This window comes from Aureimonas altamirensis (genome assembly GCF_001463885.1).
Taxonomy (GTDB): Bacteria; Pseudomonadota; Alphaproteobacteria; order Rhizobiales; family Rhizobiaceae; genus Aureimonas; species Aureimonas altamirensis.
This window is the reverse complement of the sequence record NZ_BBWQ01000025.1, coordinates 1-20,787: the sequence shown is the minus strand read 5'-3', so window position 1 is coordinate 20,787 and position 20,787 is coordinate 1. Positions and strand designations below refer to the sequence as shown.

Annotated in this window: 18 protein-coding genes; 6 read left to right on the top strand and 12 right to left on the bottom strand. The window is 66.5% G+C overall.

Features of this window, described 5'->3' with window-relative positions; all coding sequences use genetic code 11:
• Positions 1-2,454: an ATP-dependent helicase HrpB gene (hrpB, locus tag AUL31_RS18765; RefSeq protein ID WP_060610287.1), complete on the bottom strand. Its 2,454-nt coding sequence runs from the start codon at positions 2,452-2,454 to the stop codon at positions 1-3.
• Complete coding sequence (locus tag AUL31_RS18760) at positions 2,451-3,656, bottom strand: ABC transporter substrate-binding protein (protein ID WP_082647019.1); 1,206 nt, start codon at positions 3,654-3,656, stop codon at positions 2,451-2,453. The genes hrpB and AUL31_RS18760 overlap by 4 nt, the downstream gene beginning before the upstream one ends.
• Positions 3,657-3,781: 125 nt before the next feature.
• Between AUL31_RS18760 and AUL31_RS18755 the strand changes: the two genes are divergently transcribed.
• Positions 3,782-4,540, top strand: coding sequence for an SDR family NAD(P)-dependent oxidoreductase (locus AUL31_RS18755; RefSeq protein ID WP_060610281.1), 759 nt, complete (start codon positions 3,782-3,784; stop codon positions 4,538-4,540).
• A 9-nt stretch (positions 4,541-4,549) separates the two neighbouring features.
• Here AUL31_RS18755 and AUL31_RS18750 read toward each other — a convergent pair whose 3' ends face one another.
• The 3 genes from AUL31_RS18750 to AUL31_RS18740 form a co-directional block, all read right to left on the bottom strand.
• Positions 4,550-5,146, bottom strand: coding sequence for an HdeD family acid-resistance protein (locus AUL31_RS18750; RefSeq protein WP_060610278.1), 597 nt, complete (start codon positions 5,144-5,146; stop codon positions 4,550-4,552).
• 91 nt (positions 5,147-5,237) lie between these two features.
• Positions 5,238-5,525 (bottom strand): DUF2218 domain-containing protein, encoded by a 288-nt coding sequence (locus AUL31_RS18745; protein WP_060610275.1) that lies wholly within the window; start codon positions 5,523-5,525, stop codon positions 5,238-5,240.
• Between the two features lie 65 nt (positions 5,526-5,590).
• Positions 5,591-6,535, bottom strand: a complete 945-nt coding sequence (locus AUL31_RS18740) for a Bug family tripartite tricarboxylate transporter substrate binding protein (RefSeq protein ID WP_060610272.1) — start codon at positions 6,533-6,535, stop codon at positions 5,591-5,593.
• A gap of 217 nt (positions 6,536-6,752) precedes the next feature.
• Here AUL31_RS18740 and AUL31_RS18735 point away from each other — a divergent pair, with 217 nt between their 5' ends.
• From AUL31_RS18735 to AUL31_RS18715, 5 genes are all read left to right on the top strand, one after another.
• A complete protein-coding gene (locus AUL31_RS18735) occupies positions 6,753-9,212 on the top strand; it encodes a transglycosylase domain-containing protein (RefSeq protein ID WP_060610269.1) in 2,460 nt (819 codons plus the stop codon).
• A gap of 190 nt (positions 9,213-9,402) precedes the next feature.
• Positions 9,403-11,331, top strand: coding sequence for a molecular chaperone DnaK (gene dnaK / locus AUL31_RS18730; RefSeq protein WP_060610266.1), 1,929 nt, complete (start codon positions 9,403-9,405; stop codon positions 11,329-11,331).
• Between the two features lie 186 nt (positions 11,332-11,517).
• Positions 11,518-12,660 carry a molecular chaperone DnaJ gene (gene dnaJ, locus AUL31_RS18725; protein ID WP_073469486.1) on the top strand — a complete coding sequence of 381 codons (1,143 nt, stop codon included), beginning with the start codon at positions 11,518-11,520 and terminating at the stop codon, positions 12,658-12,660.
• Between the two features lie 115 nt (positions 12,661-12,775).
• Positions 12,776-13,414 carry a class I SAM-dependent methyltransferase gene (locus tag AUL31_RS18720; protein ID WP_060610260.1) on the top strand — a complete coding sequence of 213 codons (639 nt, stop codon included), beginning with the start codon at positions 12,776-12,778 and terminating at the stop codon, positions 13,412-13,414.
• A gap of 41 nt (positions 13,415-13,455) precedes the next feature.
• Positions 13,456-14,085, top strand: a complete 630-nt coding sequence (locus AUL31_RS18715) for a class I SAM-dependent methyltransferase (protein ID WP_060610257.1) — start codon at positions 13,456-13,458, stop codon at positions 14,083-14,085.
• Here the strand turns inward: AUL31_RS18715 and AUL31_RS18710 are convergent.
• The 7 genes from AUL31_RS18710 to AUL31_RS18680 form a co-directional block, all read right to left on the bottom strand.
• Entirely contained in the window at positions 14,074-15,408 is a 1,335-nt protein-coding gene (locus AUL31_RS18710) for a bifunctional folylpolyglutamate synthase/dihydrofolate synthase (protein WP_060610254.1), read from the bottom strand. The two genes, AUL31_RS18715 and AUL31_RS18710, sit on opposite strands and share 12 nt — an antisense overlap.
• Positions 15,409-15,429: 21 nt before the next feature.
• Positions 15,430-16,323 (bottom strand): acetyl-CoA carboxylase, carboxyltransferase subunit beta, encoded by an 894-nt coding sequence (accD, locus tag AUL31_RS18705; RefSeq protein WP_060610251.1) that lies wholly within the window; start codon positions 16,321-16,323, stop codon positions 15,430-15,432.
• 47 nt (positions 16,324-16,370) lie between these two features.
• On the bottom strand, positions 16,371-17,204 hold the full coding sequence (gene trpA, locus AUL31_RS18700) for a tryptophan synthase subunit alpha (protein ID WP_060610248.1): 834 nt from the start codon (positions 17,202-17,204) through the stop codon (positions 16,371-16,373).
• 8 nt (positions 17,205-17,212) lie between these two features.
• Positions 17,213-18,433, bottom strand: coding sequence for a tryptophan synthase subunit beta (gene trpB, locus AUL31_RS18695; protein WP_060610244.1), 1,221 nt, complete (start codon positions 18,431-18,433; stop codon positions 17,213-17,215).
• On the bottom strand, positions 18,430-19,104 hold the full coding sequence (locus AUL31_RS18690; RefSeq protein WP_060610241.1) for a phosphoribosylanthranilate isomerase: 675 nt from the start codon (positions 19,102-19,104) through the stop codon (positions 18,430-18,432). The genes trpB and AUL31_RS18690 overlap by 4 nt, the downstream gene beginning before the upstream one ends.
• Positions 19,105-19,221: 117 nt before the next feature.
• On the bottom strand, positions 19,222-19,989 hold the full coding sequence (locus AUL31_RS18685) for a M48 family metallopeptidase (RefSeq protein ID WP_073469484.1): 768 nt from the start codon (positions 19,987-19,989) through the stop codon (positions 19,222-19,224).
• 91 nt (positions 19,990-20,080) lie between these two features.
• Positions 20,081-20,506, bottom strand: coding sequence for a DUF2852 domain-containing protein (locus AUL31_RS18680; RefSeq protein WP_060610238.1), 426 nt, complete (start codon positions 20,504-20,506; stop codon positions 20,081-20,083).
• Between the last annotated feature and the right edge of the window lie 281 nt (positions 20,507-20,787).

Sequence of the window (20,787 nt, the reverse complement as noted above, 5' to 3'; positions counted from 1 at the left end):
CTATTTGCCGCGCGGCTTTGCCCGCGCCGTGGGTGGCGCGAGGGCCGGATCTTCGGGCCAGACATGCTTGGGATAGCGCCCGCGCAGGTCGGCGCGGACGTCGCGCCAGGAGCCCGCCCAGAAGCCGGGCAGGTCCTGCGTGATCTGGATGGGGCGATGGGCCGGCGACAAAAGTTCAAGCGTCAGCGGCACCCGGTCCGCGGCTATGGCGGGGTGCCGCGTCATCCCGAACAATTCCTGGACGCGCACTGCCAGAACGACCTGCTCCGGATCGTAGCGCAATGGCAGGCGCGATCCGGTGGGCGCCTCGTAATGCGATGGCGCAAGGGTGTCGACCTGGCGGGCCAGCGGGCCCGGCAGAAGCGAAAGAAGCCCCTGCCGCAGCCGGTCCGGCCGCAGGTCCGACAAGCGGCGCGCATCGGGGTGGAAGGCCAGGACCCATTCGTCCAGGCGCTCCAAAAGTGCCGCCTCGGACAGATCCGGCCACGGATCCCCCAGCGAGGCGTGCAGAAAGCGCAGGCGCTCCAACAGCCGCTCGCCATCCCGGTCCATCGGCAAGAGGCGCGTGCCTTCCTGGCGGATCGCGTCCGCCAGCGCCGATTGGACAAGCTCGGCAGGCGGGTCGGGCAGGGGAGATTCCGACAGCACCGCCCGGCCGATCCGGCGTACCCGGCGCGCCCGGACCGCACCGGATGCGGCATCGAAAAGGACGACATCCTCGTCGACCGCGCGCTCCTCGGCCAGCGCCGCAAGCTGCCGTCGGTCGAGACCGATAGCCGAGGTGATGCGCCCCGCCCGTGCCTGTCCCTGCAACTCGGCCACCACCAGCCCGGCCGATGCGGCCAGCGAGGATGCGGCATCGACCTGCCCGCCGCGTCCGCTGGCCAGCAGGAATTGGCCATACGTGCCCCGTGCCACCGCGACGCGGTCCGGATAGGCGACGGACAGCAGGCGCCCGGCATCGGCATCCTCGATGTCGCCGGCAGCACTTGCCTGTTGCACGAGACGCTCGGCAAGGCCGCGCGCCGCGTTGCCCCGGGGCGATCGGTCGGTGCGCCAGCGTCGGTGCCGCTCTGCCAGATCGGGGTCGTTGCCGCCAAGGCCGCGCTCGGTCAGAAGAACGGCCAGTTCCGCCGCCATGCGGCGCGGTTGGCCCGCCCTGGCGCGGACCACCATCGTTCCGAGGCGGGGCGGCAGGCCCACCTGCCTCAACTCGCGTCCGATCTCCGTCAGCCGGCCATCGGCATCGAGAGCGCCGAGCTCGCCCAGCAGGACGCGGGCTTCGGCAAGGGCCGGTTTCGGCGGCGCATCCAGAAATCGCAGTTCGGCAGGGTCGCCGACGCCAAAGGCCGCGCAGTCGAGCAGCAGGCCGGACAGATCCGTCGACAGGATTTCCGGCGGATCGAAAGCCGGCAGCGCGTTCGTCTGTTCCGCGCGCCAGAGGCGGATGGCCGTACCCGGCCCCGTACGCCCGGCGCGGCCGGCCCGTTGCGTTGCGCCGGCGCGTGAAACGGCCACGGTCTCCAGGCGCGACAGGCCACTGGCCGGCTCGAACACGGGCCGTCGCGCAAGTCCGCTGTCGATAACTACGGTGACACCGTCGATGGTGATCGAGGTTTCGGCGATCGACGTGGCCAGCACCACCTTGCGGCGGCCGGCCGGCGCCGGGCGGATCGCCAAATCCTGATCGGACGTCTCCAGCGCGCCGTACAGCGGCGCAAGAGTTACATCCGGCGGAACGCGCCCTTCCAGCCGCTCGCGCACCCGCTCGATTTCGCGTTGTCCCGGCAGGAAGGCAAGGATGCTGCCCGGCATATCGCGCAGCGTCTGCTGCACGGCGTTGGCGACGGCGTCCTCGATACGCTCCATGCCGCTTCTGTCGCGGTTCTGGATCTCTACGGGGAAACTGCGGCCGGCGGTTTCGATGACAGGGGCATCGCCCAGCAGCGCGGCGACGCGCGCGCCATCCAGCGTCGCAGACATGACGAGGATCGCAAGGTCTTCCCGCAGGGCGGCCTGAACGTCGAGCGCAAGCGCAAGCCCGAAATCGGCATCCAGGGAACGCTCGTGGAATTCGTCGAACAGGACGGCAGAAATGCCGGTCAGTTCCGGATCGGCCAGGATCAGCCGCGTGAAGACGCCCTCCGTCACCACCTCGATGCGGGTTGCGGCCGAGACCCGCGTATCCAGCCGCATCCGCCAGCCGACGGTCTTGCCAACCGTCTCGCCCAGAAGCGAGGCCATGCGCGTTGCCGCGGCCCGCGCGGCGATCCGGCGCGGCTGAATAAGGATGATGCGTCCCGAAAAATCCGGCTGCCGGATCAGGTGCAGTGGCACCATGGTCGTCTTGCCGGCGCCCGGAGGGGCCACCAGCACCGCGCGCCGAGCCGTGCGCAACGCCGCCCCGACATCCGCAAGAACCGCCTCTACGGGCAGCGTTTCCGGCACGGTCATTGAGCCGCCAGACGCTCCGGGACGCGCTGGCCCAGCCAGTCCATCCAGCTATAGTGCGGCCGGGGGATCGACACGCCCGAAGTGCGCGGCAGGCCCGCGCGCATCAGCGCGCGCAAATCCTGCGCTTCCTGCTGCGGCAGTCGGGCTGGATCGAGGATCGTGACATCGCCCCACATCGCCGGATCGGCCTTGCGGATCTGCGCGGCCGGAGACAGCATGAAATCCGCGGTCACGAGTGCGGCCTCCGGCGCGGTCGCCTGTGGGGCCACGGCCAGGAAATGGGTATCGGTCACGGCACCGTTGGCGAAGCCGAACCCTTCCACGCCCTCCGGCCAGTCATCGCCGGCCCGCCCGGCAGCGCCGGCCATCGGATTGAAATCGGCAATCATGTCGACCTCTCCACGGGCCAGAAGGTCACGGGCCTCGGCTTCCGAACGCGGGAAGCTTCGCCCCTCCTGCCAGAGAAGCGGGCGTATGTCGTCCAACCACGCAAAGAAGGGCGCGGCGGTTGCTTCGGCGTCGGCACCGGCAATCGGCCGATCCAGCACGGACGGGTCTTCCGCCAGGTTGCGCAGAACCTCTTCCAGAAAAGCCGACCCGGCGGCCGTTGCCGGATCGGGAAAGGCAAACCGGCCTGGATTTGCCCGGGCATAGGTAAGGAGGGCGGCAGGCGAATCGGGTCGCGATGCCGTTGCCGCGCCGTTGCCGTAAAGCGTTACGCTGCGCTTGCCCCAGGGTACGGCGCTGTAATGCGTGGGCAGCCCCGCCGCGAAGATGACCGAAGGGGTGCCTGCCCTGTCGACGAAATGCCAGTTCGGCAACCGGTAGGCATAGCGCTCGGGCAAAAGGTCCGTGCGCCGGCCCTCTGCCACCGCGCGTGAGCCGAGCGCGGCCATGTCGATGCGGGATTCTTCCCCGGCTCCGAGCGCTTCGAGCAGCGTTTGCTGCGAGGGAAAATCCACGATCTCCAGACGGATGTCGTAAAGCCGCTCGAGTTCGCCGCCGGCCCAGTCCAGAAACCGTTGCTGCCCTGCGCTGCCGCCGGCAACGCCGAGGCGTACCGTGCCACCCTGCGCCGCCGTGGCGATGGCCGGCCAATCCTTCAGGTCGGGCAGGGCGGCGGCGGGCGCGGCCATCGCAAAAGTCAGAAAAGCGGCAAGGGCAGCACGGCGGAACGACATGGCGGGCTTTCGACGGGTCATCGGCTTATCCGGACAGAGATGGGCTTTTCATGCATCGGCGTCAAAGACAATGGCGATCCAATGGCTTTTCACGATGCGCCGCACCATCTAAAGCACTCCTGGATAGAAGCCTGCGGGGACCGAGCATGACGGACAGCGAGATCAAGGATACCCGCCCGGCGCTGGTGTTGACCGGCGCGTCGCGCGGCATTGGCCACGCGACCGTCAAGCGCTTCTCGCGGGAGGGGTGGCGTGTCATCACCTGCTCGCGGCAGGATTTCTCCAGTGATTGTCCGTGGCCCGCCGGGCCGGAGGACCATATCCGGGTCGACCTGTCCGACCAGGAGGATGTCGGCTATGCGATCTCCGAAATCCGGCGCAGGCTGGAGGCCAATGGCGGGCGGCTGCAGGCGCTCGTCAACAATGCCGCGATCTCGCCCAAGACGAAGGGCGGCGAGCGGATGGATTCCATCAAGACGCCGATGCATGTCTGGCGCGACGTCTTCCAGGTCAATTTCTTTGCGCCGATCATGCTGGCGCGCGGGCTCTACGCCGAGCTGCATGCCGCCGGCGGGTCGGTGGTCAACGTCACCTCCATCGTCGGCAGCCGCGTCCATCCCTTTGCCGGGACGGCCTATGCGACGTCCAAGGCGGCGCTGGCATCGCTGACGCGCGAGATGGCCGCCGACTTCGGCCCTGCCGGCATCCGCGTCAACGCCATCGCGCCCGGCGAGATCGACACCGCGATCCTGTCGCCGGGCACCGAGAAGATCGTGGAGACGATCCCTCTTCGCCGCCTCGGCAAGACCGCCGAAGTAGCCGACATCATCTACTTCCTGTGTTCCGGCCAGTCGTCCTATGTCAACGGCGCGGAAATCCACATCAATGGCGGCCAGCACGTCTGAGCCCGGGTGTCAGGCGGCCGGTGCGCCGCGCCGCGCATCAAGGGCCGCGAAGAGAAGGCCGACGCCCGAGAAGATGAAGGATATGCCGAGATAGACGCCGACTGCCCAGACAGCGGTGCCCGGAAGGCCGAGCACCAGAAGGGCGGCCAGCACGAGATTGAGAATGCCGGTCAGCACCAGCGCCCACCAGCCGCCGCGGCTGCCCGAGCGGACCGCTTTGGCGAGTGCGAACTCCAGAAACGCCGAAAGGACGAAATAGGTGGCCAGCATCCAGGTCAGCGTGACCGCGCCGGCGAAGGGATCGTAGACGATCACGGCGCCGAGGATCGTTACCAGAACTGCGAGCGCGAGGCTGGACCAGAAACCGGAGTGCCGGCGCGCCTGGAAGGCGGCCACGATGCCGATGATCCCGCCGATGATGAGCAGCCATCCGAAGAACAGGGTCGAAGCCAGGGTGGCCGCCAGCGGCGCCATCAGCGCCAGGAAGCCGACCACCAGCAGGAGAACGCCCTGGAAGGCGTAGGCCTTCCAATGGTCGTGCAGCTCGGTGCGGAACCGGGACTCCACGGTGCGGGAAATGTCTTCACGATCGGTCGGTATCGTCATGTCCAGCCTGCCCTCTGTTGCGGCCCCAAGGCCCCTTCAAGCCACGATTGTCGAAATGGTCCGGGCCATGCGCCAGTAAAGGGCGCACGGCTCAATTCCAGTTTGCCCCCAGGGGCGCTTCCCGAAATGCGAAGCGGTCGAGATGCTCAACGACGACCGTCTTCATACGCTCCAGCGCCTCCGGATCGGGGGCGTCGATGGCGATCGTCAGGCCTTCGGGGTCGGCCGAAAGCCGGGCGACCGCGCCGTTGGGGAAGGGAACCGTCCCCTGGCTTTCGTCGAAGGTGACGTCGAACTTGTGCGCCCAGTGCTTGCAGAGCTGCTGCAGATAGCGGCTGGCGCTGGCGGTCTCGATGCGGCCCGTGGAGGATATTGCCATGACGTGCTTCCTGTTTGTCGACCGGACGGGCGCCGGGGCGCCCGTCCGCACGGCGATGTGCCGCTTTACTCGATGCGCGCGCCCGAGGCCTCGACGACGGGCCTCCAGCGTTCGACTTCGGTCTTTACGTGTTCGCCGAGTTCCTCGGGCGTAGAGCCGACGATCTGCGCACCCACCTCGGCAAGGCGCTTCTGCACCTCCGGGTCCTGGATGGCCTTGTTGGCAGCCTCGTTCAGCCGGGCAATCGCCTCGGGCGGTGTGCCGGCCGGTGCGAAGAGGGCGTTCCAGCTATTGGTTTCGTAGCCGGGAACGCCGGCCTCTTCCATCGTCGGAATATCCGGGAAGTTCGGCGCGCGTTCCTTGGTGGTGACCGCCAGCGCACGAAGCTGGCCCGAGCGGATCGGCTCCGTCGAGGAGGGCAGATTGTCGAAGGAGATCGGCACCGCGCCGCCGATCACGTCCACCAGCGCCGGGCCGGATCCCTGATAGGGCACGTGGATGATGTCGACGCCCGCCATCGATTTGAACAGCTCGCCCGACAGGTGCAGCGGCGTGCCGTTGCCCGACGAGGCGTAGGCGTACTCGCCCGGCTTTTCCTTCAGAAGCGCAATCAACTCCTCGACGTTCTGCGCGGGAAACTGCGGGTTGACCGTCAGGACGTTCGGCACCGTCACCAGCCATGCCACTGGCGCGAAATCCGCGACCGGATCGAAGGGCGGGTTGGCGTAGAGCGAGGCGCTGAGCGCGTGCGTCGCAATGGTTCCCATCAGGATCGTATAGCCGTCGGGCTGCGCCTGGGCGACAGCCGTCGCACCCAGCATTCCGCCCGCGCCGCCGCGATTGTCCACCAGCACCTGCTGGCCGAGCTCCTGGCTCATGCGCTGTGCGACGATACGGGCGACGAGGTCCGTCGAGCCACCGGCCGCAAAGGGAACGACCATCGTCACCGGCTGCGTCGGAAAGTCCGTTTGCGCAGCCGCCGGGGCCGCGCCGGCGGCAACCAGCGCCATCAGGGCGACGGCGTGACGGGTAATGGATTTGATAAGCACCAATGCTCCTCCTCAAACACTTCACTGAACTTTTGATTGTGCGTCATGCGTGGCCCGGCGGCAACAGCGGGCCCGATCATTCGATAACGACCCGTTAAACCGCCATATTTACGCTGCAACGCGAAGGCTGCGCGGGTGCCGGCGCAACCAGTTTTCAATCGTGTCTAAGGGGTAGTCGATGGGTCTGGGACGAAAGGAGCCACGGATCGAGCCGACTTTCGGGGATTCCCGGGAGAAGCGCGGCAGCGACGGCTTCCGCGTCTCGGCGGACGACCGTGCCGTCCAGCCCGGAGCAACGCGCAAGGATCGCTCCGAGCGCAAGGCCCCCCGCAAGCCCGCGCGTGGCGGCGGCGGAGGCGGCGGCAACGGCCGCAAGACGCGTCGCAGACGTTCGCCTCTGGCGCGCCTTGCCAACCTCGTCTTCATGCTGGGCTTCTGGGGCATGATCGCCGCGGCAGGCGTGGTCGGCTACTTCGCCATGACGCTGCCGCAGGAAGCCTGGGTGGTTCCGGACCGTCCGCCCAATGTGCGGATCGTGTCCGTATCGGGAGATCTTCTGGCCAATCGCGGCGTTACGGGGGGCGAGGCGCTGGCACTGGACCAGATGAGCCCGTATCTGCCGAAGGCCGTGATGGCCATCGAGGACAGGCGGTTCTATTCGCATCTCGGTGTTGACCCGGTGGGTATCGTGCGCGCCGCCGTCACCAACTTCACGGCCGGCGGCACCGTGCAGGGCGGCTCGACCCTGACGCAGCAGCTTGCCAAGAACGTCTTCCTGACGCCCGAGCAGACCCTGCGCCGCAAGGTGCAGGAGGCGATCCTGGCGCTATGGCTGGAACAGCGCTTCTCCAAGGACCAGATCCTCGAAATGTACCTGAACCGGGTGTTCTTCGGCTCGGGCGCAACGGGCGCGCAGGCGGCGGCGCGCCGCTATTTCGACAAGAATGCCGGCGACCTGACCCTCAGCGAGTCCGCTATGCTGGCCGGCCTGCTCAAGGCACCCTCGACGTTGAATCCGGTGCGCAACCCCGAGGCTGCCAAGGCGCGCGCCGACGTGGTGCTGAGCGCCATGCTGGACGCCGGCTACATCTCGGAGGACGAGTACAAGGCCGCGCTGTCCGAGGAGCCGACCAAGCCCAAGAGCTTCTGGACGGGGGCCGAGCATTACGCCGCCGACATGGTGATGCGGGACATCAAGGGTCTCGTCGGCGAAGAGATCAAGGATGACGTCATCGTCGAGACGACGATCGACCTGACGCTCGAGAAAGCCGCCGAGGAGGCCATCCGGCACACGGTGGACACCGCCACCCAGAACGTCACGCAAGGGGCACTCGTGTCCATCGACGGCACCGGGGCCATCCGCGCCATCGTCGGCGGGCGCGACTATGCCGAAAGCCAGTTCAACCGCGCCGTCGACGCGCGCCGCCAGCCCGGCTCCGCGTTCAAGCCTTTCGTCTACGAGACGGCCCTGGAATTCGGCTGGCGCCCCGAAAGCATGATGATCGACCAGCCGGTCCATATCGGCAACTGGTCGCCATCCAATTACGACAACAAGTTTCGCGGGCCCGTGACGATGGCGCAGGCCGTCGCCCACTCCCTCAACACGACGGCGGCGGCGCTGACGGCGGAGCTCGGCCCCAAGACGGTCATCGAGACGGCCACTTCCATGGGCATCACCTCGCCCATGGCCGAGAACGCGTCCATTGCGCTCGGCACGGCCGAGGTGTCGCTGCTGGAGCTGACGGGCGCCTTCGCCCCCTTCGCCAATGGCGGCTATCGCGCCACGCCGCATCTGGTGAACCGCGTGACCACGGTGGACGGAGAGGTGCTGTACGAGCGCCCGTCCGAGGTTCCGCCGGTCATCGTCACCTCCGATATCGCGGGCATGATGAACGCGATGCTGACCGGGGTGGTGACGTCCGGTACGGGGCGGCGCGCCGCGCTGGACGGCTGGCAGGTGGCCGGCAAGTCGGGCACGACGCAGGACTTCAAGGATGCCTGGTTCATCGGCTACACCGCCAACCTCACCACCGGCGTCTGGCTCGGCAACGACAACGGCAAGCCGATGCGCAAGGTAACGGGCGGCTCGCTGCCGGCGGATGCCTGGAAAGCCTACATGAAGGTTGCCCATGAAGGGCTGCCCCCGACGCCCCTTCCGGGCAACTACGTGATCGGCGGCCAACATGGCGATGTGCCGATGGCCGCGAATCAGCCCGGCGCGGGCGGCCTGCCCGTACAGGGCGGGCAGCCGGTCCAGGGCGGCGGCGAAGCGCCGCGCGCCACCTATGTCGACGAATACGGAAACCTTCTCGACCAGTACGGCAACATGATGCCGAACCAGCCGCCGTCGCAGGCCGAGTTGCAGGCGCAAGGCGGCTATGAGCAGCCGGCGCCAGGGTCCGCGGCCTCGGTTGCGCCGCCGCCCGGTGCGCCCATGCCGCAGCAGCAGGATCCGTATGGCGACGGGCAGTATGGCGGGCCGCCGGCGGTTTACGGGGAAGGGTCCGGCGATGTCCTGGAAGGACCGGCCCGTGTCGTCCGGCAGGATCAGCTTCCTCCGGATGCCGTGCTGGAGGGCCCCGCGCAAGGAGGCCGCGCTTCCGACCGGTCGCTATTCCGGGGCCTGTTCGGCGGCTGATTGCCGACGGGTAAACAGGATGTGATCCAGCGCCTTGCGCCCGCAAAGGCACGTTCATATATAGCCGTCAGCCAACGCGACCTCCGCTTGCGGACCGGGCGCGCGGCACTCGTATGGATAACTCACCAGGAACCGCCGCGCGGAATGCCTCAACGAGGGTCCGGGCGGTTCGCTCAAGAAGGAGACACCCATGGCCAAGGTGATCGGCATCGATCTCGGCACCACCAATTCCTGCGTTGCCGTCATGGACGGCAAGAACGCGAAAGTCATCGAGAACGCCGAAGGTGCGCGCACGACGCCATCCATCGTGGCCTTTCTCGACGACAATGAGCGGCTGGTCGGCCAGCCCGCCAAGCGGCAGGCCGTTACCAACCCGGAAAATACGCTCTTCGCCATCAAGCGCCTGATCGGCCGTACCTACGACGATCCGTTGACGCAGAAGGACAGGGACCTCGTTCCGTACAAGATCGTACGGTCGGACAATGGCGATGCGTGGGTCGAGGCGCTCGGCCAGAAATACTCCCCGTCGCAGGTATCGGCCATGATCCTTCAGAAAATGAAGGAAACGGCCGAGGCGTATCTGGGCGAGAAGGTCGAGAAGGCGGTCATCACCGTGCCGGCCTACTTCAACGACGCCCAGCGCCAGGCCACCAAGGATGCCGGCAGGATCGCCGGGCTGGATGTCCTGCGCATCATCAACGAGCCGACGGCGGCCGCGCTGGCCTACGGCCTCGAAAAGAACGACGGCAAGACGATCGCGGTCTACGATCTGGGCGGCGGCACGTTCGACGTGTCCATCCTCGAGATCGGCGATGGTGTCTTCGAAGTGAAGTCCACCAACGGCGATACCTTCCTGGGCGGTGAGGATTTTGACCTTCGCCTCGTCGACTATCTGGCGACCGAGTTCAAGAAGGATCAGGGCATCGACCTGAAGAACGACAAGCTTGCCCTGCAGCGCCTCAAGGAAGCTGCGGAGAAGGCCAAGATCGAGTTGTCTTCGGCGGCCCAGACCGAAATCAACCTGCCCTTCATCACCGCCGACGCCTCCGGCCCCAAGCACCTGACGCTCAAGCTGACGCGCTCCAAGTTCGAAAACCTCGTTGAGGATCTTGTGCAGCGCACGGTGGACCCCTGCAAGTCGGCGCTCAAGGATGCCGGCCTGACGGCTGCCGACATCGACGAAGTGGTCCTGGTGGGTGGCATGACGCGTATGCCGAAGATCCAGGAAGTCGTGAAGAACTTCTTCGGCAAGGAGCCGCACAAGGGCGTCAACCCGGATGAGGTCGTGGCCATGGGCGCCGCCATCCAGGCCGGCGTGCTGCAGGGTGACGTCAAGGACGTGCTGCTGCTCGACGTGACGCCGCTGTCGCTGGGCATCGAGACGCTGGGTGGCGTGTTCACCCGCCTGATCGACCGCAACACCACGATCCCGACCAAGAAGAGCCAGGTCTTTTCGACGGCCGAGGACAGCCAGAACGCCGTGACGATCCAGGTCTTCCAGGGCGAGCGCGAAATGGCTGCCGACAACAAGATGCTCGGCCGCTTCAACCTCGAGGGTATCCCGCCCGCACCGCGTGGCGTGCCGCAGATCGAAGTGACCTTCGATATCGACGCCAACGGCATCGTCAACGTGTCGGCCAAGGACAAGGGCACCAACAAGGAGCAGCGGATCACGATCCAGGCTTCCGGTGGCCTGTCCGATGCCGATATCGAGAAGATGGTCAAGGATGCCGAGGCCAACGCCGAGGTCGACAAGAAGCGTCGCGCTGGCGTGGAAGCCCGCAACCAGGGCGAGAGCCTCGTCCATTCGGCAGAGAAGTCGCTGAAGGATTACGGCGACAAGGTCGGTGCCGACGATCGCAAGTCCATCGAGGACGCGATCGCGGATCTGAAGGCCGAACTCGAGAAGGACGAAGCCGACGCCGAAGCCATCAAGACCAAGAGCGAGCGTCTCGCCGAAGTCTCGATGAAGCTGGGCCAGGCCATGTACGAGGCGTCCCAGGCGGAGGCCGCCGCCGGCGGTGAAGAAGGGCCGGCCGGCTCTTCCGAAAGCCGCGACGACGTGGTCGACGCGGACTTCGAAGAGGTCAAGGACGACGATCGCAAGAAGTCCGCCTGAGCGGGCTTCGCAGAGGCTGAAATCGGGGCCCCGGTCGCAAGACCGGGGCCCTTTTCTTGAACGAAGTTGCCGATTGGCTGCACCGCGCCTGTAGCAAGCTGCGCCGCCAATGCTTAAATCAAGGCAAGGCCGGTCAAGCGGCTTTCGTCCTGTTTCGACAACTTAAAATCGTGGGTTGGTGCTCAAGTGTCCGTAAAGGTCGATTACTACGAAATGCTCGGTGTCGAGAGGACATGCGACGAGAAGGTTCTCAAGTCGGCATTTCGCAAGCTCGCCATGCAGTATCACCCGGACAAGAATCCGGGCGATACGACAGCGGAAAAGAAGTTCAAGGAAATCGGCGAGGCCTACGAGGTCCTGAAGGATCCGCAGAAGCGCGCGGCCTACGATCGCTTCGGCCATTCCGCCTTCCAGAACGGTGGCGGCGCCGGCGGTGGCTTCCGCTCCGATTTCTCGTCGTCCATGGCCGACATCTTCGACGATATCTTCGGGCAGATGCACGGCCAGCGGCGCGGGCGTAGCAACAACACCGGGCGCGAGCGCGGCTCGGACCTGCGCTACAACATGGAAATTTCGCTGGAAGAAGCCTTTGCCGGCAAGACGGCCGAAATCCGCGTGCCCACCACGATCCAGTGCGATGTGTGCACCGGCACCGGCGCCAAGCCCGGAACCTCCCCGCGCACCTGCCCGACCTGCGGCGGTGCGGGACGGATCCGTGCTTCGCAAGGCTTCTTCTCGGTCGAGCGCACCTGCCCCACATGCCATGGCAACGGGCAGATCATCAGCGATCCGTGCACCAAATGCGGCGGCGCCGGCCGCCTCCCGGAAGAGCGCAACCTGTCGGTCAACATTCCGGCCGGAATCGAGGATGGTACCCGCATCCGCCTGGCGGGCGAGGGCGAGGCCGGCCTGCGCGGCGGTCCGTCCGGCGACCTGTACATCTTCCTTTCGGTGCGCAGCCACGAGATCTTCCAGCGCGACGGCGCGGACCTCTACTGCAAGGTCCCCATTTCCATGGTGTCGGCGGCGCTTGGCGGCGCCTTCGAGGTAACGACGCTCGACGGCAGCAACAACCGCGTCAAGGTGCCGGAGGGCACGCAGGCCGGCACGCAGTTCCGCGTGCGGGGCAAAGGCATGCCCGTTCTTCGATCCACCCAGGTGGGCGACCTCTTCATCCAGGTGACGATCGAGACGCCGCAGAACCTGTCGCGCCGCCAGCGGGAGTTGCTGGAGGAGTTCCAGGAAATCTCGTCCACCGACAATTCCCCACAGTCCACCGGCTTCTTCTCCCGCATGAAAGAATTCCTCGGCGGCCTCGGCGACAGTTGAACAGCCGATCAGGGGCTCTTGCGAAAAATTCACTTTCGCAAGGGTTCCGAATGGCTACTCTCCCGCACGAGAAAGCCGGGCGGACGCCCGGGCGGAACGGCCGGAAGCAGCACTGATGCAATCCAAACAAGGGATTTCTCGCTCCGTGCGCCGACGCGGCGTCGACGAGGCAAAATTCCTGGCGGGATGGTTCCGCAAGCCGCTGGTGACAGGGTCCATCTTTCCGTCGTCGCGCGCTTTATGCGCTGCGATGGCACGCCCGGTGCCGGACGCCGCGCTGGAGCCCGGGCAGGTCGTGCTTGAGCTGGGGCCGGGAACCGGCGTCGTTACCCGCGCTCTCATGGAGCGCGGCGTGCCCGAAGCCAACCTTGTCCTTGTGGAATATTCCCGCGATTTCTGCACGCTCCTGCGTGCCCGCCATGGCGCCGCCACGGTGGTGGAGGGCGACGCCTACCGGCCGGGGGCTGCGCTGGAGCACGCTTTGGCGGGGCGCAGCGTCGCGGCCATCGTATCCAGCCTTCCGTTGATGGCCCGTCCCGAAGACGAACGCGAACAGGCGCTGCGCGGGCACCTTGCGCTTATGGCGCGCGGCGCCCCGTTCATCCAGTTCACCTATGCCCTGGTGCCGCCGGTACGCCCCGCGCGAATCGCTGCCACGGCCGAATGCGCGGCATTCGTGAAGCGAAACCTGCCGCCGGCCCGCGTCTTCGTCTATCGCCGCGAAAATGCCGCCAGCGTTGCGGCCACGGCCTGAACAGCCGTTCAAACCGAGTTTAAACAGGAGTCGCCTGCCGTATGAGCGGACACGACAGCAACCGGGCCCATGGCACCGAGCGGATGGCTCAAGATAGCGGCGATTGGGCCCGCTTCCTCGGAACATGGCTGAAGCATCCGTTGAAGATGGGGGCCGTTGCAGCCTCGTCGACGGCCTATTGCGACGAGATGGTGGCGCGTTCCACAATCGGCAATAAAGGCCGCATCCTCGAACTCGGGCCTGGGCTCGGCGCAGTCACACGGGCCCTGCTGCGCGCCGGCGTGGAACCGGAGCGGATCGTTTCCATCGAGTATGACAGCCAGTTCGCCACCGCGCTGAAGACACGCTTTCCGCGCATCGATATCATCGAGGGGGATGGCTTCGACCTCGACAAGACACTCGGCGACGGCGGTGCCGAAACCTTTGCTACGATCCTCCTGGCGATACCCATCGTCAACCTGCGCCAGAGCGAACGGCAGGCGCTGCTGCAGCGCTATTTCCGGCGGCTGGCGCCGGGCGGCAACCTGACCCAGCTATCCTATCTCTGGAAGCCTCCCATCGAGCCGATCGCCGGTCGCTTCACGGTGTCCTCGTCGGACATCGTCTGGAAGAACATTCCGCCGGCGCGGGTGTGGGTCTATACGCCCGTGGAGGGCGGTTCAGCGCGGTGAAAGACCGCTTGCCCTGAGTACCTCTCCGGCAAGGTAGAGCGAGCCGCAGACAACGATCCGCGGTGCCGGCCTGCTGGTCCACCCGGTGGAGATCAGGCGGATGGCCTGCTCGACGCTGTCGCAGGGCTCGGCATCCAGGCCCGCATCGAAGGCGGCGTCGGCCAACTCGTCGGGCGACAGCCCGGCATCGGTCGTGCGCAGCGGCACGGTGAAGACGTGGCGCGCCATGCCGGCAAAGGCGTCGAAGAAGCCTACCGGATCCTTTGTCGACAACATGCCGGCAATCAGGAACAGCGGCCTCGGGCTCTTGTCCTCCATCTCGGCGATGGCCTCGGCCACCACCGTTCCGGCACCCGGATTATGCCCGCCATCCAGCCATAATTCGCTGCCCGGCACGGCCATGTCGAATAGCGGTCCACTGGTTATGCGCTGCAGGCGGCCGGGCCATTCGGCAGCGGTGACGCCGGCTTCCAGGGCACGATCCGACACGGCGACACCGGCTGCGCGCACGCCGGCGATGGCCAGGGCCGCATTGGCAAGCTGGTGCCGGCCGGGCAGGCGCGGCAATGGCAGGTCCACGAGCCCGCCGCCATCCTGAAAAACCAGCCGTCCATGCTCTTCATAGGCCAGGAAATCCTCGCCGTAGATGGTGGCCGGCGCGCCGACGCTTGCCGCGCGCTGGCGCAGCGTATCCAGAGCGCCATCGTCGCCCTGCTGGCCGATGACGGCGGGAGACCCCTTCTTGAAGATCCCGGCCTTCTCCGCCGCGATCAGCTCCACGCGGTCGCCGAGATAGGATTGATGATCGAGGGAAACGGTCGAAACCAGCGCAGCCGCCGGCTGGCGGATGACGTTGGTGGCGTCGAAGCGCCCACCCAGCCCGACTTCCACCAAGGCCATGTCGGCCGGGTGCTCCGAAAAGAGCAGGAAGGTCACGGCCGTCAATATTTCGAAGACGGTGATCGGGGCACCGTCATTGGCGATGGCGGCGCGGTGGATGGCGTCGGCAAGGGTTGCGTCGTCCACGAAGCGGCCCGGTGCGCCCCGTTGGCCCAGCCTGTAGCGTTCGTGCCAGGAGACGAGGTGCGGAGAGGTGTGGACATGCACCGCCAGCCCTTCGGCTTCCAGCATGGCGCGGGCGAATGCGATGGTGGAGCCCTTGCCGTTGGTGCCGGCGACGTGAATGACCGGAGGCAACTTGTCCTGCGGGTTACCCAGCGCCTCCAGCAACCGCGCTATGCGGTCGAGCGACAGGTCGAAGCCCTTGGGATGCCGCAGCATCAGTGCAGCGATTTCGGCATCCGCCAGGGTATCGTCCGTCATGTCGGCTACTTCGTAGAGCGTTCAGGCAGCTTCCGGCGCGGGCAAGGCGGCTTGCGCCGGCGCCACGGGCACATGCATCAGAATCTTCAGCAGCCGGGCAATCGTTGGCTTCAGGTCATGACGATGGACGACCATGTCGACCATGCCGTGCTCCATGAGATACTCCGAGCGCTGGAAGCCTTCCGGCAGCTTTTCGCGGATCGTCTGCTCGATCACGCGGGCGCCGGCAAAGCCGATGAGGGCGCCCGGCTCTGCGATATGCACGTCGCCCAGCATCGCATAGGACGCGGTGACCCCGCCCGTGGTCGGGTTGGTCAGGACGACGATGTAGGGAAGGCCGGCATCCTTGACCATGTCCACCGCCACGGTGGTGCGCGGCAACTGCATCAGGGACAAGATCCCCTCCTGCATGCGCGCGCCGCCGGAGCCGGCAAACAGCACCAGCGGCCTGTGCAGCTCCACCGCCTTCTGGGCCGCCGTCACGATGGCCTCTCCGGCAGCCATGCCGAGCGAACCGCCCATGAAGGCGAAATCCTGCACGGCGGCCACGATCGGCTGGCTTTCGATGGCGCCGGTGGCTACGAGGACGCTGTCCTCCAGCCCGGTCTTGGTCCGGTATTCCTTGAGACGATCGGTATAGCGCTTGGAGTCGCGGAACTTCAGAGGGTCCACCGGCACCTTCGGCAACTCGACCGTCTCGAAGGCGGCATTGTCGAAAAAGGACTGCAACCGTTCGCGGGCGCTGATCTTCATGTGGACGCCGGACGAGGGCACGACCCACTGGTTGGCTTCCAGATCCTTGCGGAAGACCATTTCGCCGGTTTCCGGGCACTTGATCCACAGGTTCTCGGGCACCTCGCGCGGGCCGAGCAGGCTGGTCAGCTTGGGGCGAACGTAATTGGTGATCCAGTTCACACGAAGGTTCCTTCGTTCAATCTCAATCGCTTCATATCGCCGTCATTTCACGCGAAGGCAAGCCGGGCCCGCCGGACGCCGGCGGACAGGTCGCGCACGACGTCCAGAACCGCCTCGGCGGCGGCTTCGCGGTCCTTGCCCTCTGTTTGTGCCGTCTCGATTGCGGCCACGAGGGCCGAGCCCACCACCACGGCATCGGCCACGCGGCCAAGTGCTTCGGCCTGAGCGCCGGTGCGCACGCCGAAACCGACGGCCACGGGAAGATCGGTCTGCCCCTTGATGCGCGCGACAGACCGGGCGACGGCGTCCGTATCGGGCGCGGCCGAGCCGGTGATGCCGTTGATCGATACGTAGTAGACGAAGCCCGAGGTGTTGCGCAGCACGGTCGGAAGGCGCTTCTCGTCCGTCGTGGGGGTTGCCAGCCGGATGAAGTTCAAGCCGGCCTCGACGGCGGGCAGGCACAATTCGGCGTCCATCTCGGGCGGCAGGTCCACGACGATCAGCCCATCGATGCCTGCGGCGCGCGCATCGGCTACGAAGCTGTCGACGCCGTAGATGTAGATCGGGTTGAAATATCCCATCAGGATCACCGGCGTTTCGCCGTCGGCTTCGCGGAAACGGCGTACGGTGTCCAATGTGCGGTGCAGGGTTTCGCCGCCCTTAAGCGCGCGCAGGCCCGCCTTCTGGATGGCGGGGCCGTCGGCCATCGGGTCCGAGAACGGCATGCCGAGCTCGATCAGGTCGGCGCCGGCTTCCGGCAGGCGTCGCATCACCGACAGGGTGGTGTCGCCATCCGGGTCGCCCGCCATGATGAAGGTGACCAGGCCGGGGCGTCCTTCATCGCGCAGCTTCTGGAACCGGGCTTCGATACGCGTCGTCATGGGATTCCTCAAAGCTCCACGCCCAGCATCGTGCCGACGGTATGGACATCCTTGTCGCCGCGACCCGAAAGATTGACGATGATCGTCTTGTCCGCGCCCATGGCAGGCGCCAGCTTCATCGCGTGTGCGATCGCATGGGCCGATTCCAGCGCCGGAATGATGCCTTCCACCCGCGTCAGAAGCTGGAAGGCCTCCAGCGCCTCGTCGTCGAGGATCGGCACATAGGAAACCCGGCCCGTATCCTTCAGCCACGAATGCTCGGGCCCGACGCCGGGATAGTCGAGGCCGGCGGACACCGAATGCCCTTCCATGATCTGCCCGTCGGCGTCCTGCAGCAGGTAGGTGCGGTTGCCGTGCAGCACGCCAGGGCTGCCCGCCGTCATCGAGGCACAATGCTCTTGCCCGTCCAGGCCGCGCCCGCCGGCTTCGACGCCATAGATCGCCACTTCCGGATCGTCCAGGAAGGGGTGGAACAGGCCGATGGCGTTGCTGCCGCCGCCCACCGCCGCGATGATGGCGTCGGGCAGCCTGCCTTCCTGTTCCAGCATCTGGGCGCGCGCCTCCTGGCCGATCACGGCCTGGAAATCGCGCACCATCTCCGGGTAGGGGTGCGGGCCGGCCGCGGTGCCGATCAGGTAGTAGGTGTCCTGCACATTGGTCACCCAGTCGCGCAGCGCCTCGTTCATGGCGTCCTTGAGCGTGCCGTGGCCGGCCGAGACGGGCTTGACCTCCGCACCCAGGAGCTTCATGCGGAAGACGTTCGGCGCCTGCCGGGCAACGTCCGTCGCGCCCATATAGACGACGCAGGGCAGGTTGAAGCGCGCCGCAACCGTTGCCGAGGCGACGCCGTGCTGGCCGGCCCCCGTTTCGGCGATGATGCGCGTCTTGCCCATGCGTCGGGCCAGAAGGATCTGGCCAAGGCAGTTGTTGATCTTGTGACTGCCGGTATGGTTGAGGTCTTCGCGCTTCAGGAAGATGCGCGCGCCACCCAGATGACGCGTCAGCCCCTCCGCGAAATAGAGCTTCGACGGGCGCCCGGCATAATGGGTGGACAGGTTCTTCAGTTCGGCCTGGAATTCCGGGTCGTTGCGCGCCTCGTCATAGGCCTGCTGCAGCTCCAGGATCAGCGGCATCAGCGTTTCGGCCACGAAGCGGCCGCCATAGATGCCGAACAGGCCTTCGGCATCCGGCCCGCCGCGCAATGTGTTGCGCTTGAGCTGTTCGTTCATGACGCTCGCCTTCCTTCAAGGGGTTGCGATGCGGCCAGGACCGCGTCGAAAAATTGGTCGATCAGGTGGATATCCTTGACGCCGGGCGCGCTTTCCACGCCGGACGAGACATCCAGCCCGGGAGGCGCCGCCTGCCGCAGGGCCGCGCCGACATTATCGGGCGTCAGGCCGCCGGAGAGCATGTAATCGAGACCCGCAGGCAAGCCGGCGAGCAGCCGCCAGTCGAAGGCAACGCCGTTGCCACCGGGCAATACGGCGCCCTTCGGCGCCTTGGCATCCAGCAGCAGGCGGTCCGCGATGCCGCGATAGGACGCAACCGATGCAATGTCATGGGCATCGTGAACCGACAGCGCCTTCATGGTGGCCAGTCCCGTGCGCCGGCCGATCTCGGCCACCCGCTCGGGTGTCTCGGACCCGTGAAGCTGGATCGTATCGGGCCGAATGTCCCGCCGGATCGCCTCCAGCAGCGCGTCATCCGGATCCACCGTCACGATGGTAACGGCCGCCCTGTCGCCCAGATAGGCGCGCAACGCGGCCATGTCGGGCAGCGAAAGATGGCGCGGGCTCTTCGGAAAATGGACGAAGCCGACCTCCGGCCCGCCATGCCGCAGGACGGCGTCCACCGCCTCCGGCGTCCGGAGGCCACAGATCTTGATGCGCGGATGGCGCACGGTCGCTTCGTCCTTCCATGCAGATGATGATCAGCCCATCGTCATGGGCATGCGACCCGCTTATCGCGCTGAAACGGCGGCAGGTAAACCCCGTTTCGCGCGCGGGCCGCGCCTTGTTCAGCCTTCTGCTGAGATGAACTCGATGGCCTGCAGGGTCGTTCCCTCGGTCCTCAGCCAGCGGCGGCTTTCCTCGGTGTGGGGGCAGAGCGCGCGACACAATGCCCAGAACTCCGCGCTGTGGTTCATGTGCACGAAGTGCGCCACCTCATGCGCAGCCAGATAATCCAGTACGGACGGCGGCGCCATGACGATGCGGAACGAGAAGGATAGCCGCCGATCCGCCGTGCAGGACCCCCATCGGCTGACCGTATCCTTGATGGCGATGGCGCGCGGTTGCTTGCCGACCGCCTCCGCGTGGCGCGTGACCGCCTCCAGAAGGTCGTTCCGCGCCTGCCGCGCCAGAAAGTCGCGTACGCGCCGGCCCATGAAAGCCGGCTCGCCGCCGACCTCCAGAACCGGATGGCCGTCGGCGTCTTCGCGCAGCCGTGTCGCCCGGATGTCCGGCCGGTGGGCCAGCAGAAGATTGCCGCCCTTGAAGGGCAGCGTGCCGCCATCGGCGATACGGATCGTTTCCTGGCGCCCGGTCAGACGGCTGGCGGCCCAGCCCTTGTGACGCTCCACGAACTCCAGCACCGTGCGGCGCGCCGTGCGCCTTGGCATGGTCACGACGACGCCCCCTGTCGGCGTCACGCGCATGATGAGCCGCTTGGCGGTCGGATGCTCGCGGAAGGACAGGGGTACCGAGCGCGTATCGAGGTCCAGCCGCTCCGGCCATGGGGCTTCGCGCGCCCGGCGCTTCAGGAAAGCCGGCAGGAAAACGCCCATGGTCGTGTCGACACCACTCCGAATCGCAAAAACAAGGCCGCGGCGATGGTCGCCGCGGCCAATGCGTAATGCAACAGTTTGAACGCTCGCCTTAGCTCGCGTCCACAACCGGGCCGGTCGGGCCGTTTCCGCGACGGTCGCGCATGAAACGGTCGAACTCTTCCTGGTCCTTGGCGCGGCGCAGTTCCCGCGCGTAGGTCTCGAACTCGGCGCGGGCGTCGTCCAGCCTGCGGCGCTCCTGGTCGAGGCGCGAAAGCTCGGCTTCACGCCAGTCGTCGAAGGCGACGTTGCCGGTGCGCCCCTCGGTAAAGGGACGGCTTACGCCCGAGCGGCGGAAACTGCCCATGAAGCGGTCCGTGGAGCGGTTCACGTTGTTGCGGAAGCCTTCCAGCCTGTCACCCCAGAGGATGTAGGCCAGAGCGGCGAGGCCGAGGGGCCAATAGACGATGAAACCCAAAACCATCAGTGCGATGGTCGCCGGGGTCCATGCCGGGCGGATCAATGCTTGTGACGTCATGGGCTGCTCCAATCAAAGGCCGAAAGACGGTAAGCGCCTAATGCTGCTACCGATTTTCACATGGGGACCCAATTATGGCCGTTCAATCTCACGCAGCAGAAAATGTTCAGGCCTTGGAACGGCTTGAAGGCGCGGCAGCCTTCTTCGCCGTTCTTTTGCGCGCCGGCTTGGCCGCTTCCGCAGGCTTGGCCGCCGCTGCTGGCTTGGCCGCTTCCGCAGGCTTGGCCGCCGCCGTGGCCTTGGACTTGGCGGGTGCCGTGGCTTTGGCTACCGCCGTCGCC

Coding starts and splice junctions, on each gene's coding strand:
- hrpB (WP_060610287.1), bottom strand. CDS start 2,454: ATGACCGTGCCGGAAACGCTGCCCGTAGAGGCGGTTCTTGCGGATGTC.
- AUL31_RS18760 (WP_082647019.1), bottom strand. CDS start 3,656: ATGACCCGTCGAAAGCCCGCCATGTCGTTCCGCCGTGCTGCCCTTGCC.
- AUL31_RS18755 (WP_060610281.1), top strand. CDS start 3,782: ATGACGGACAGCGAGATCAAGGATACCCGCCCGGCGCTGGTGTTGACC.
- AUL31_RS18750 (WP_060610278.1), bottom strand. CDS start 5,146: ATGACGATACCGACCGATCGTGAAGACATTTCCCGCACCGTGGAGTCC.
- AUL31_RS18745 (WP_060610275.1), bottom strand. CDS start 5,525: ATGGCAATATCCTCCACGGGCCGCATCGAGACCGCCAGCGCCAGCCGC.
- AUL31_RS18740 (WP_060610272.1), bottom strand. CDS start 6,535: ATGGCGCTGGTTGCCGCCGGCGCGGCCCCGGCGGCTGCGCAAACGGAC.
- AUL31_RS18735 (WP_060610269.1), top strand. CDS start 6,753: ATGGGTCTGGGACGAAAGGAGCCACGGATCGAGCCGACTTTCGGGGAT.
- dnaK (WP_060610266.1), top strand. CDS start 9,403: ATGGCCAAGGTGATCGGCATCGATCTCGGCACCACCAATTCCTGCGTT.
- AUL31_RS18720 (WP_060610260.1), top strand. CDS start 12,776: ATGCAATCCAAACAAGGGATTTCTCGCTCCGTGCGCCGACGCGGCGTC.
- AUL31_RS18715 (WP_060610257.1), top strand. CDS start 13,456: ATGAGCGGACACGACAGCAACCGGGCCCATGGCACCGAGCGGATGGCT.
- AUL31_RS18710 (WP_060610254.1), bottom strand. CDS start 15,408: ATGACGGACGATACCCTGGCGGATGCCGAAATCGCTGCACTGATGCTG.
- trpA (WP_060610248.1), bottom strand. CDS start 17,204: ATGACGACGCGTATCGAAGCCCGGTTCCAGAAGCTGCGCGATGAAGGA.
- trpB (WP_060610244.1), bottom strand. CDS start 18,433: ATGAACGAACAGCTCAAGCGCAACACATTGCGCGGCGGGCCGGATGCC.
- AUL31_RS18685 (WP_073469484.1), bottom strand. CDS start 19,989: ATGGGCGTTTTCCTGCCGGCTTTCCTGAAGCGCCGGGCGCGCGAAGCC.
- AUL31_RS18680 (WP_060610238.1), bottom strand. CDS start 20,506: ATGACGTCACAAGCATTGATCCGCCCGGCATGGACCCCGGCGACCATC.